This is a genomic window from Umezawaea sp. (genome assembly GCF_057122925.1).
This window is the reverse complement of the sequence record NZ_DBNGPQ010000056.1, coordinates 57,075-68,824: the sequence shown is the minus strand read 5'-3', so window position 1 is coordinate 68,824 and position 11,750 is coordinate 57,075. Positions and strand designations below refer to the sequence as shown.

The 11,750-nt window shown below is 71.9% G+C and carries 9 protein-coding genes and 1 tRNA gene; 6 read left to right on the top strand and 4 right to left on the bottom strand.

The window, feature by feature from the left end:
- Positions 1 to 85 precede the first annotated feature (85 nt).
- Together AC156L_RS12595 and AC156L_RS12590 are read left to right on the top strand one after the other, a co-directional pair.
- On the top strand, positions 86 to 1,159 hold the full coding sequence (locus tag AC156L_RS12595) for a LacI family DNA-binding transcriptional regulator (RefSeq protein WP_330877346.1): 1,074 nt from the start codon (positions 86 to 88) through the stop codon (positions 1,157 to 1,159).
- A 126-nt stretch (positions 1,160 to 1,285) separates the two neighbouring features.
- Positions 1,286 to 1,358 (top strand) — tRNA-Arg (locus AC156L_RS12590).
- 233 nt (positions 1,359 to 1,591) lie between these two features.
- Here the strand turns inward: AC156L_RS12590 and AC156L_RS12585 are convergent.
- Both AC156L_RS12585 and AC156L_RS12580 read right to left on the bottom strand, forming a co-directional pair.
- Positions 1,592 to 2,452, bottom strand: coding sequence for an NAD(P)H-binding protein (locus AC156L_RS12585; protein WP_330877345.1), 861 nt, complete (start codon positions 2,450 to 2,452; stop codon positions 1,592 to 1,594).
- 328 nt (positions 2,453 to 2,780) lie between these two features.
- Positions 2,781 to 4,661: a Xaa-Pro dipeptidyl-peptidase gene (locus AC156L_RS12580; protein WP_330877344.1), complete on the bottom strand. Its 1,881-nt coding sequence runs from the start codon at positions 4,659 to 4,661 to the stop codon at positions 2,781 to 2,783.
- Positions 4,662 to 4,914: 253 nt separating this feature from the next.
- Here AC156L_RS12580 and AC156L_RS12575 point away from each other — a divergent pair, with 253 nt between their 5' ends.
- Positions 4,915 to 5,535: a hypothetical protein gene (locus AC156L_RS12575; protein ID WP_330877343.1), complete on the top strand. Its 621-nt coding sequence runs from the start codon at positions 4,915 to 4,917 to the stop codon at positions 5,533 to 5,535.
- Between the two features lie 233 nt (positions 5,536 to 5,768).
- On the opposite strand, the gene AC156L_RS12570 is transcribed toward AC156L_RS12575, so the two are convergent.
- Positions 5,769 to 7,367 carry an amidohydrolase gene (locus AC156L_RS12570; protein ID WP_330877342.1) on the bottom strand — a complete coding sequence of 533 codons (1,599 nt, stop codon included), beginning with the start codon at positions 7,365 to 7,367 and terminating at the stop codon, positions 5,769 to 5,771.
- 87 nt (positions 7,368 to 7,454) lie between these two features.
- On the opposite strand from AC156L_RS12570, the gene AC156L_RS12565 reads away from it, so the two are divergent.
- Positions 7,455 to 8,402 carry a methionyl-tRNA formyltransferase gene (locus AC156L_RS12565; RefSeq protein ID WP_330877341.1) on the top strand — a complete coding sequence of 316 codons (948 nt, stop codon included), beginning with the start codon at positions 7,455 to 7,457 and terminating at the stop codon, positions 8,400 to 8,402.
- A gap of 78 nt (positions 8,403 to 8,480) precedes the next feature.
- Positions 8,481 to 9,134: an HNH endonuclease family protein gene (locus AC156L_RS12560; RefSeq protein ID WP_330877340.1), complete on the top strand. Its 654-nt coding sequence runs from the start codon at positions 8,481 to 8,483 to the stop codon at positions 9,132 to 9,134.
- Positions 9,135 to 9,177: 43 nt separating this feature from the next.
- Here AC156L_RS12560 and AC156L_RS12555 read toward each other — a convergent pair whose 3' ends face one another.
- A complete protein-coding gene (locus AC156L_RS12555; protein WP_330877339.1) occupies positions 9,178 to 9,975 on the bottom strand; it encodes a hypothetical protein in 798 nt (265 codons plus the stop codon).
- A 160-nt stretch (positions 9,976 to 10,135) separates the two neighbouring features.
- Here AC156L_RS12555 and AC156L_RS12550 point away from each other — a divergent pair, with 160 nt between their 5' ends.
- Positions 10,136 to 11,647 carry a CYTH and CHAD domain-containing protein gene (locus tag AC156L_RS12550; RefSeq protein WP_330877338.1) on the top strand — a complete coding sequence of 504 codons (1,512 nt, stop codon included), beginning with the start codon at positions 10,136 to 10,138 and terminating at the stop codon, positions 11,645 to 11,647.
- Positions 11,648 to 11,750: the final 103 nt, after the last annotated feature.

The window sequence follows — 11,750 nt, the reverse complement described above, 5'->3', positions numbered from 1 at the left end:
CCTCATCGGGTCTCACCCCAGCATGACTGAAGCGCTTCAGATCCGTCCAGTCCGATCTTCGAGGTCGATGGCTACCCTCTGCGGTGTGGACACAGCCCGACCGCGCAAGCCGACCCTCGACACCGTCGCCGGTGTCGTCGGGGTGTCGCGCGCGACCGTGTCCAACGCCTACAACAGGCCGGACCAGCTCTCCGCCGCGCTGCGCGAGCGCATCCTGGCCGCCGCGCTCGAACTCGGCTACGCCGGACCGGACCCCGTGGCCCGCAGCCTGGCGACCAGGTCCAGCGCCGCCGTCGGGTTCATGCTCGGCCAGCCGCTGACCGCGGCGTTCTCCGATCCGGCGGTCAGCGTGTTCCTCGACGGACTGGCCTCCACTGTGGACGGTCGTGACCACTGCCTGGTGCTGATGCCGGGCAACGAGACCGGCGGACCCCGGCCGGAGACCGTGGCCAGGGCGCAGGCCGACGTGTTCGTGGCGTACTCCCTGCCCGACGACGCGCCCGCGCTGGCCGCCGTGCGCGCCCGCGGCCTGCCGATGGTGGTCGTGGACCAACCGGTCCTCGCCGGCGCGGCACGCGTCGAGGTGGACGACACCGGTGGCGCCCGTTCGGCGGCGGAGCACCTGCTCCTGTTGGGGCATCGGCACTTCGGCGTGCTCACGTTCGCACTGCGCCCCGGAGGCAGGACCGGCCCGGTGGACGAGCGCCGCCGGACCGAGGCGTCGTTCCGGGTCACCAGGGACCGGCTGGCGGGCTACCTCGACGTGCTGGCCGCCGCGGGGATCACCGGCGTGCCGATCTGGGAAGCCAGCGGCAGCAGACGGGAACTGGGCCGCGCGGGCGCGAGATGGCTGCTGGAGCAGGACCCCAGACCCACCGCCCTGCTCTGCGCGTCCGACGAGCTCGCCTTCGGCGCGCTGCGGGCCGTGCGCGACGCCGGGCTCACCACGCCCGACGACGTGTCGGTCACCGGCTTCGACGACGTGCCCGACGCCAAGCACGCCGACCCGCCGCTGACCACGGTTCGGCAGCCACTGGCCGAGAAAGGGCGAAGAGCGGGCGAACTCGCCCTCAGGCTGCTCGACGGCGAGAGCCCCGGCGGACCGATCAGAGTGCCCGTGGAACTCGTGCTGCGGGCCTCCACCCGGCCACCAAGGTGATCTGCGTCACTTTCGGCCATTCTTAACAGTATTCGGGTCTCTGAACGGAAACGGTCACACGTCCTCCGGCGATGAGACCGTTGGGGACGGCTACGCTGCTACGGCACGTGGTCGGCATCCCCTCCAGCCTCCGTAGCTCAGTGGAGAGAGCGAGGGACTTCTAATCCCGAGGTCGCAGGTTCGAATCCTGCCGGGGGCGCTGCTGGTCAGAACGATTCGGAACACCGGGCACGGTCGAAGTTCGCCCGATCCCGAATCGATCGGAGCGGGACCTGTGGTCGCATGTGGACGGTATTACCGGTCACATGCGACCACAGCCGCGGAACGCAAACGAGCGACTGTCACCGAAGGTACGCGGCAACTCACGCAACGCTGCGCGAACGGTCACCCATTCACCACCGGTGACGGTTTCCCGTCACCATTCGTCCGGTTTCAGGACTGCCCGAAGTCCGCTCGGTGGTCGCGCGCCCACTCGACGAGGGTCCGCCCCGGCCTGCCGGTGACCCGCTCGAAGTCCGGCGAGACCTCCGGCGGCTCCTCGGCGAACTCGGCCTGGTAGCTCAAGATGTACTCGGCGATGGCCATGGGGTACCCGCCCTCGATGAGCATCCGCCGCGCCTGGCCGAAGGTGAGCGGCTCGAACCGCAGCGGCCTGCCGATGCCCTCGGCGACCGCGGCGGCCTGCTGCCGGTGGGTGAGCCGCTCCGGACCGGTCAGCGTGTACGCCCTGCCCCGGTGGCCGTCCTCCAGCAGCGCGGTCGTGGCGACCTCGGCGATGTCGGCCTCGTGGACCGGGACACCCGTGCCGTCGGGGAAAGCGTTGCGCACCACGCCTTCGGTGCGGACCGAGTGCGCCCAGACGTCGAGCTTGTTCACGGCGAACTCGTGCGGCCGGACGTGGGTCCACTCCAGTCCGGATGCCTCAACCCGTTGCTCCACCTGGAGGAGCAGCTCGAAGCTGCCCGGTCGCCGCGTGGTGACGGCGCTGCCGGTGAGCGTGACGATCCTCCGCAGCCCCGACGCCGCCGCCGCGGCGAGGAAGTCGTCCGCCAGGTCGACCCCGCGCTCGTCGTGGACGGCCACGGGCAGGTAGTAGGCGCGGTCGACGCCGTCGAGCGCGGCGGCCAGGTCCTCGGGGCGTTCGAGGTCGCCCCGGACGACCTCGACACCGTCGGGCAGGCCCGCTTTCGCCGGGTGTCGGGTGAGTGCTCGGACCTGCTGACCCGCGGCCAGCAGTGCGTGCACGACGGCGCGGCCGGTGGTGCCGGTCGCGGCGGTTACCAGGACGGTCACTGGACTTCCCTTCGGTATTCAAACTTGAGTACCGAAGGCTAGCGACCCCGGCAGCTCACGTGCACATGGAAATCCTCGTGACTCAGGTCACCAGTTCGGCGCAGGATCCGGGCGGGGGCGGCTCCCCCACCCCCGACGGAACGCGACGCAGCAGGGCGGCGGCCGCTCGTGCCAGGCCACCCGGTCGTCGTGCGCGGACCTGCGGGCCAGCGCGTGGCGGAAGGCCGCGACGCGCGCGATCCACCGCCGCAGCGCTTCGGGTACCCGAAGGACCCGCTCCTCGAAGCCCACCCGGTCGACGGTCAGGCCGGGCCGCGGCGCTGTTCGACTAGCCGTCGAGCCTGCCCGGCGCGCGGTCGGGCTGGGTGCCGACCCGGCCCACGGTCAGGTCGCCGGTGGCGGCCGGGACAGCGCCGACCACCGGCAGCCGCACGGAGGTCCGGGCGAGGTCCAGCGAGACCGAGGGGAGCCTGGCCGGGGCGCTGATCTGGCTGGTGTCCGCGCCCGCGACCACCAGGCCCAGCCGGTGCCCCCTCGGCACGACGTGGTCCGTTGTGGACAGTCGGAGGGTCATCGTGTACTTCGTGCCGGGCACCAGGGTGGTCGGCGCGGTCAGCGACGCGTGGTTGGCCAGGTCGGCCCAGCCGCGCGCGATGATCTCGGCGTTGACCGCCGTGGTGGTCGTCGCGGTGTCGCGGTAGCAGGAGTCGTCGCCCGTGCGGCTCTCGCCCCAGCACGATTCCGTCGCCAGCGTGCGGATGCCCTCACCGCTGCGGATCGTGGCCGGGCCGTAGTCGACCAGGAACGCCGACAGGTGCGCGGTCGACGTGGACGGCGTCGCCGCCACCGTGAGGGAGGAGGTGCCGGAGAGCCGGAGGTCGGCGGTCAGCGCGCCCGTGCGGTACAGCGTGCGGGAGGTGGACGTGCTGTCCGGGGAGGCGATCCAGGAGTTCGCGGAGCCGCTGCCGTTGTCGGTGAACGTGCCGGTGCCGCTCGACGCCGTCGTGGTCAGCGCACCCGTCGCCGACGGGTGGAACGTCTGGCGAGCGGTCCCGGCGGGCGGCCAGCTCTGGTCCTGGACCCAGGTGTCGGGGGTGCGCTCGATGCTGGCCTGCGGCTCGGTGTCGATGCCGTTCGGCACGTCGAGCAGGTAGTGGTCGAACCAGCGGTGCAGGGTGTCGACCCACGCGCCGCGGCGGAAGTCGAACGGGTCGACGTGACCGGTCTGGGACAGCCACAGCTTGCGGGGCGTGCTCGCGGGCAGCGCGTCCCACCACTGGCCGTAGTTCAGCGTCTTCACGTTGAGGTCGGCCTGGCCGTGGACGGCGAAGACGCTGGCCTTGACGTTGGCGGCGTTGCGCACGAAGTCGCGCTGGACCCACATCGGCGTCACGTCGCCGTTCGACGGCGAGCCGTTGGTCATCTCGGTGCGGACGGCGGCGCAGCGGGAGCGGGCGTTGGCGTTCTCGTGGCCCGAGGCGAGGCTCGTCGGGGTGCCGAAGCTCCTGAACGAGACGCCGTCGGAGCGGAACCAGTCGTACCAGGAGCTGATCGCGGCGATCGGGACGATGGTGCGCAGACCCGCCACCCCCGTCGCGGCCACGCCCTGGGTGATGGTGCCGTCCCACGACTTGCCGATCATGCCGGTCGCGCCGGTGGACCAGGACGCCGTCACCGCGGTGCCGCCCGTGACGGCGGTGTAGCCGGCGGCGCGGCCGTTGAGCCAGTCGACGACCGACTTTCCGGAGGAGATCTCGGCCCTGCCACCGGTGTCCAGGCACCCCCTGGAGCGGGAGGTGCCCGCGAAGTCGACCAGCACGACCGCGTAGCCGCGGGGGACGAAGTAGTTGTCGTAGAAGAGCGGGAACTTGACCGGCTTGCCCGCCGAGTCGTAGGTCTTCGTCTCGCCCTCGTTGCCCCGGCCCGCGGACTGGTAGTACGGGCTGGCGTCCATGATCACGGGCACCTTCTCGGAGGTGGCCGGGCGGATGACGTCCGCCGCCACGCGGTCCTTGGTGCCGTCCGCGTCGAGGTCGAGGCCGGTGTCCACGTAGACGGTCTCGCGGATGGCGTCCGCCAGGGGGAAGACGGGTTGGGTCACGCCGTCCCTGACGGTCGTCGCGGGCGCCGCGGCGGTCGCCGGGGTCACCCCCGCCGTGAGGGCTACCAGCGTGACGACTGCACCGATGAGCGATCCGCGACGCGTCATGGTCCGGACAGTACGAAGCCGACGGGCAGGGGGTTAGAGCCGAAAGTCTGATGCCGGGCGGCGGACGGGTTTCGTCACATCCGCGCTGCCGACTCGGGGTGCGCGGGCCGCGAGGGCTTCGAGGCTGGTCAGTCGTGCTGCCGCTGGTGCGAACGGCCTAGCGCGCGGGGCGTTTGGTGCGGCCGATTTTTGTCGTACCCCCGCAGTAACGTCAGGGACAGCGGTTCGGTCGTTCGAAGGGGGCGGTTGGTCCATGGACACCATCAGCGTGACGGCTCTGTCGTTCACCGAGTACGTGATGAGCGGGCAGCGGGGGCGGATCACCATCCTCGGCGAGCAGCGGGCGATGTACCTGGCCGAGGACCCGAGGATGTGCGGGTTCTACAACCCCGTGCGGGACGCGATGCGGCGGGCCGTGTCGTCGCCGACGCCCGAGGTGGAGCTGCGCGGCGCCGTGCTGGCGGCCAACCGGAACGGGCAGCTGAGGGCGTTCGAGGAGGTGGCCGAGGGGTTCCTGCCGTGGCTGCGGAAGGCGCGGGTCACGGGGGTGCCCGTGTCGTCCGCGCGGTGGACCGCCGGGGACCTGACGTTGAAGGTGCGACCGCACCTGGGGTTGCGGATGGCTGACGGGTCGCTGGCCGCTGCGCTGGTGTACGTGAAGGAGGCGCCGCTGACGCGCGAGGCCGCGACGGTGGGGTTGCGGATCCTCCAGCAGACGATGGACGAGACGCTGCCGGGCGGGGAGCCCGTGGTGCTGGACGCCCGGCGGGGGCGGGCGTTCCGGTTGGGGAAGAGGACGAACCTGGGGAAGCTGGACGCCCTGATCGCCGCCGAGGCGGCCGGGTACGTGCTGCACTGGCGGCTGAGCGCGTGACGGGGGAGGGCGGCCGTCCTGGTGTGATCCTCGATCGGGCTGGTGGGAGCTGTCCGGTCCTCGGGTTCGGTGGTCGGGTGCCCCAGTAGGATCGGCCGCGTTTCGCGTTGGCCCGCTCGCCGGCGCCGTGGGGGCCGGTCGTCTTCGTGCGGGTGGGCGAGTCGCTTGTTCAGCCGTGCGCGGGTGTGCGCGTCCTGGTGTTACCGCTCAGGAGTGCGCCGCCCGTTGTGCGGCTAGAGGTTCTCCGGGTTGTGGACCGGGTCGCCCCCGACGATCGTCGCCAGCACCCGGATGCCGTTGATCCCGCTGGTGTCGTGGGTCCTCGGGTCGTCCGCCAGCACGGCGAAGTCGGCCAGCTTGCCCCGTGCGATGGTCCCCCTGGTGGCGTCGACGTTGCAGGCGTAGGCGGAGCCGGTCGTGTAGGCGGCCAGGGCCTGGTCGATGGTGATCGCCTCGGCCGGGCCGATCTGCCCGCCGTCGCGGGCCGTGCGGTCGACCATGAACTGGATGGCCCGCAGCGGTGAGCCCTCCGTCACCGGGCGGTCCGAGCTGCCCGCGATGGTGATCCCGTGGTCCAGGAACGACTTTCCGCGGTAGAGCCACGGCGTGCGACGCTCGCCCATGATGGCGCTGTAGTCGTCGCCGTTGTCGTAGAGGAACGTCGGCTGGATGACCGGGACGGCGTTGAGGGCGGCGATCCTGGTCAGCTGTTCCGGGCGGGTGGTGCCGCAGTGCTCGATGCGGTGCCTGGTGTTCTCGCGCGGGTGGCGCCTCCGGGCCTCTTCGAGGGTGTCCAGGGTGAAGTCGAGCGCCCGGTCGCCGATGGCGTGGACCGCCAGTTGCCAGCCCGCGGCGTGGCCGTCGAGGATGGCCGCGGTCATGCGCTCCGGGTCGTCCTGGAGCTGGCCGCTGTTCCCGGTGCCCTCGTAGGGTTCCGTCATGGCGGCGGTCCTGGCCATCATGCCGCCGTCGGTGAAGACCTTGAGGGCGCCGATGCCCAGCCGGTCGTCGCCGAGACCGGTGTGCAGGCCGAGGTCGACCGCCCTGGTCACGCGGTCGTCCCGGTGGGCGGCGACGGGGTGCAGCGCGTCGGCGGAGACCATCAGCTGCACGCGCAGCGGCAGGCGGTTCCGCTGGTAGGCGGCGATCTCCACCGGGCTGCTGCCGACGATCCCGCCCGCGACACCCGCCTCGGCGGCCGTGGTGACGCCCTGCGCGAGGCACTGCCGGGCGCCGAGGGCGACGTGGCCTGCGATCTCGTCGATCGAGTAGGGCAGGCGGAGGGCGCGGACGGCCGTCTGGGCACCCTCGGCCAGTCCGCCGGTGGGGTTGCCGTCGCGGTCGAACTCGACGCCGGGGGTGCCGGGGCTCAGCAGGGTCGCGGGGAGTTCCCGGAGCACGGGGGTGTTGACCACGCAGGCGTGGCCGGAGCGGTCCTGGACGTAGATCCGGCGGTCCCGCGCCACGGCGTCCAGGTCCTCCGCCGTCAGGGGGCGGTCCAGCACGCGGTGGTCGTAGCCCGCCACCTCAAGCCAGTCGCCCACGGGGGTGACCTCGCGCAGGCGGGCGACGACCTCGGCCACCGAGCGGCAGGAGGAGACGTCCGGGGTGACGCTGGCGCGCCCCGCCCAGGCGAGGTGGTTGTGGGCGTCGACGAACCCCGGCAGGACCACGGCGCCGTCCAGGTCGACGACCCGTTCGGCGTCGAGGTGGGCGACCTCCTCGTCCAGACCGACGACCTGACCTCGCCACACGCCCACGGAGGTCGCCTCGGGTCGAGCGGGGTCCATCGTGATGATTCGGCCGCGCACCAGCTTCATATCGAGGATCACGAACCGCCAGGTTACGCAGGCTCGGCCAGTTCGGTTAGCCTTCCGTTACTTAGGTAAGGCTGACTTGTGTTCGAGGAAGGGATGGCCATGCGGGTTGTCATGTTCGGGTACCAAACCTGGGGGCACCGGACCCTGCAGGCGCTGCTGGATTCCGAGCACGACGTCGTCCTGGTGGTCACCCACCCGAAGAGCGAGCACCCGTACGAGCAGATCTGGAGCGACTCGGTCGCGGACCTGGCCGCCGAGCACGGCGTCGAGACGCTGATCCGCAACCGGCCGGACGACGAGGAGCTGCTGGCCCGCCTCAAGGAGGTCGAGCCGGACGTCATCGTGGCGACCAACTGGCGCACCTGGATCCCGCCGCACATCTTCACCCTGCCCAAGCACGGCACCCTGAACGTGCACGACTCGCTGCTGCCGTCCTACGCCGGGTTCTCGCCGCTGATCTGGGCGCTGATCAACGACGAGAAGGAGGTCGGCGTCACGGCGCACATGATGGACGAGACGCTGGACGCGGGCGACATCGTGCTCCAGCGGTCGGTGCCGGTCGGTCCGCGCGACACGACGGCCGACCTGTTCCACAAGACGGTGGAGCTGTTCGGGCCGATCACGGTCGACGGGCTGGCGGAGATCGCCTCCGGCAAGACCGGGTTCGTGAAGCAGGACCGGAGCAAGGCGTCGTTCTTCCACAAGCGCGCGGACGAGGACCTGCGGATCGACTGGACCTGGTCGGCCGAGGAGCTGGACCGGCTGGTGCGGGCGCAGTGCGCGCCGTACCCGAGCGCGTACGCGTTCCACCGGGGCAAGCGGCTGGAGATCGTGGAGGCCGAGGTGTCCGGGGCGAAGTACGGCGGCACGCCGGGCCGGATCTTCTACCGCGAGGGTGACGGCGTCGCGATCGTGGCGGGCTCGGACGCCCGGCGGGGCCGCAACCACGGACTGCTGGTGAAGCGCGTGCGGACCGAGGACGGCACCGAGCTGAGCGCCGCGCAGTACTTCACGACCATGGGCGGCTACCTCACCAGCCGTCCGTAACGGGACCTGCCCGCGGCCCGTCCTCGGTGATCGCTGATCATAGGGCCGTCGACCACCGAGGACGGGAGGGCCCAGCGCATGGACCGCAAGCAGGCCACGGCGTTGACGAGCCTGGTCATCGTGATCGTCCTGGCGGCTCTCGCGTGGTACCTGGACAGGGCGGGCACCGACTCGCCCACCAGCGCCCCTCCCCCGTCCGCGGGTGATTCGGCGGCGCAGCTCGCCGGGCTGGTGATCGGCCCGGAGGGCAAGATGGCGGGCTACAGCCGGGACCGGTTCCCGCACTGGTCGGGCCAGGGGAACTCCTGCGACACCCGCGAGGTCGTGCTCCAGAAGCAGGGCTCGAACGTGAAGAACGACAAGGACTGCAAGGCCGTCGAGGGCACCTGGGTGAGCCCGTACGAGGGGCTCACGATCACCAGCGCGGGCGAGATGGACATCGACCACACGGTGCCGCTGGCCGAGGCGTGGCGTTCCGGCGCCGCCGCGTGGACCGACGACCAGCGCAAGGCGTTCGCCAACGACCTCGGCGGCGTCCAGCTGATCGCCACGTCGGCCAAGACGAACCGGTCCAAGGGTGACCAGGACCCGGCGAAGTGGAAGCCACCGGCCCAGGGCTACTGGTGCAAGTACTCGAAGGACTGGATCGCCGTGAAGTCCACCTACAAGCTGACGATCGACCAGGCCGAGCACGACGCGCTGGCGTCGATGCTCACCTCCTGCGCCCCCTGATCCGCCGTGCCGCTCGCGGTCCGGGGCGGCCTGCGCGGCACGGTCAGGGGCGCAGTCCCTTCATCTGCTCCGCCACGTCGCCGTAGATCTCCGTCCGCCGCACCCACGCGGCGGAGCCTGAGGACGCGGACGGGATCGGGCCGAGGGGGCGGACCGGGTCGGTGACCCCGTACTCCAGGCGGTACGCCACCAGGCCGGTGGCCGCCAGCAGCCACGGGGCCGGGTCGGGGCAGGTGATCTCGCCGAGGCCGACCCGGAACCACACCGGCAGCCGCAGGTCGGCGGCCAGCGCCCGGTCGATCCTGGTGCGCGCGGCGGCCCACATCTCCTCCCGCGCCTTCTCCCCGGCGACGATCGCCTCCAGCCGCCACGCCTCCTGGGTCGCGCGCTGGTCGGCGGCCAGCCGGTCGGCCGCCTCCTGGGCGCTGCTCGTCCGCGCGCCGATGTGCCAGTCCAGCTGGTGGATCTCGTGGACGATGCTGTCGCGCTCGAACTTGGGCTTGCGCCCGGACTCCAGCCTGCGCCTGCCCGCCTCGCGCCGGTTCTGCAACTCCTCGAACTCGGCGACCTCCTGGCGGATCCGCACGCGCACCGAGTCGGCCAGCACCTCCTGCTCGGCGTCCCACGCCTTGCGCAGCGCCTCCACGACGTCCGCGATCTCGTCGTCGACGGCGTCGAGGTCCTCGTCCGGACCGGCGCCCGCACCCGCCAGCCTGCGTTCGAGCACCAGCAGACGCGCGCTGACCCTGCCCAGTTCGGCGGTCAGCACCTCGGTGACGGTCTTGAGGTCGGCGATCGCCGGCTCGACCACATCGAGCCGTTCCTTCTCCGTGGGTGCCACACCGCCAGCCAACCGCACCGGGGACCCCTGCCAAGGGGTTGATCAGGAAAACCACGCGGACGGGCCCACGACTACCCCCGGCCAGGTCAACGGCACACACGGAACGTGACAACCAGCGCGAACAGGAGTGAACCGGGCGCCGGGGGTGTATTTCTAGAAGATGGCGACCTCCGTGCACGAGACCGAACGCAAGTACGAGGCCCCGGCGGGCAGCGACCTGCCACCGCTCGACGGGTTCCCCGGCGTGGCCGCGGAGGCCGGGCCCGAGCGGATCGACCTGGAAGCCGTCTACTACGACACCGCCGACCTCCGGCTGGCGCGCGGGGGCGTGACGCTGCGCAGGCGCACCGGGGGCGACGACGCGGGCTGGCACCTGAAGCTCCCGGTCGGGGAGGACACCCGCGAGGAGGTCCGGGTGCCGCTGACCAAGGCGCGGAAGAAGCCGCCGGAGGAACTGGTCGACCTGGTGCGGGTGCACGCGCGGGGCGAGGCGCTGGAGCCGGTCGCGCGGATCAAGACCACCCGTGAGCGGTGGCAGCTCGTCGACGACCGGGGCGACCTGCTGGTCGAGGTGGTCGAGGACCTGGTGCTGGCGCGGGTCGTCGGCGACGACTCGGCCGGGGACGAGTGGCGCGAGATCGAGGTCGAGCTGGGCGCGGGCGGTGACCGCGCGCTGCTCGACGTCGTGGAGCGGCGGCTGTCCACCGCGGGCATCACGCGGTCCACGTCGTCGGCGAAGCTGACCCGCCTGCTGGCCGACCGGATGGGGCCGAAGCCCCGCGGTCCGCGCACCGGCCGGAAGGCGACCGCGGGTGACGTCGTCCTCGCCTACCTGCACGAGCACACCGCGGCGCTCAAGCACCACGACCCGGCGGTGCGGCGCGACCGGGAGGACGCCGTGCACCAGATGCGCGTGGCGACGCGGAGGCTGCGCAGCGCGCTCCAGGCGTACGGCAAGGTGGTCGACCGCGAGCAGACCCGCGAGCTGACGACCGAGCTGAAGTGGCTGGCGGGCGTGCTCGGCGAGGCCCGCGACCTGGAGGTGCTGCGCGAGCGCTTCACCGGCGCGGTGGCCGACCTTGACCCCGACCTGCTGCTCGGGCCGGTCGCGGCGAGGCTGACCAGGCACTTCGCCCCGCTGGAGACCGCGGCCCACGAGGCGGGCGTGGCCGCGCTCAACAGCGACCGGTACATCGCGCTGCTGGACTCGATCGACGCCCTGCTGACCTCGCCGCCGCTGACCCCGGTCGCCGCCGAGAAGGCGGTGAAGGTCGTGCCGAAGCTCGTGGACAAGGCCTACCGCAGGCTCGCGCGGCACGCGGACGAGGTGCTCGACACCGACCCCGGCGTGGAGCGGGACGTGGCGCTGCACGAGTCGCGCAAGGCGGCCAAGCGCTTGCGCTACACGACGGAGGCGGCCGTGCCGGTGTTCGGCGCGCGGGCCAAGGCGTACCGCAAGCGGATCAAGGGAGTCCAGACGCTGCTCGGCGAGCACCAGGACAGCGTGGTGGCCCGCCCCGTGCTGCGGGAACTCGGCGTGCAGGCGCACCTGGACGGCGAGAACGGGTTCGCCTTCGGCCTGCTGCACGGGTTGGAGAGCGGCGCGGCGGCGCGGATCGAGGACCGGTTCCCGGCCGTCTGGCGGGCGGTGAAGAAGCCGAAGCTCTCCTGATTGGTCTGGACCTTGACAGCTCCCAGGCGGGCTGAAACGGTGAAATCAGCCGCCGCCGCACGGTTGGTTCCAGCCTGGCCAGGAGGATTTCGTGGGGATCGGT

Bases quoted from the DNA above. Each gene is read 5' to 3' on its own strand.
- AC156L_RS12560 (WP_330877340.1), top strand. From the start codon at position 8,481: ATGGACCGCAAGCAGGCCACGGCGTTGACGAGCCTGGTCATCGTGATC.
- AC156L_RS12565 (WP_330877341.1), top strand. From the start codon at position 7,455: ATGCGGGTTGTCATGTTCGGGTACCAAACCTGGGGGCACCGGACCCTG.
- AC156L_RS12550 (WP_330877338.1), top strand. From the start codon at position 10,136: ATGGCGACCTCCGTGCACGAGACCGAACGCAAGTACGAGGCCCCGGCG.
- AC156L_RS12580 (WP_330877344.1), bottom strand. From the start codon at position 4,661: ATGACGCGTCGCGGATCGCTCATCGGTGCAGTCGTCACGCTGGTAGCC.
- AC156L_RS12575 (WP_330877343.1), top strand. From the start codon at position 4,915: ATGGACACCATCAGCGTGACGGCTCTGTCGTTCACCGAGTACGTGATG.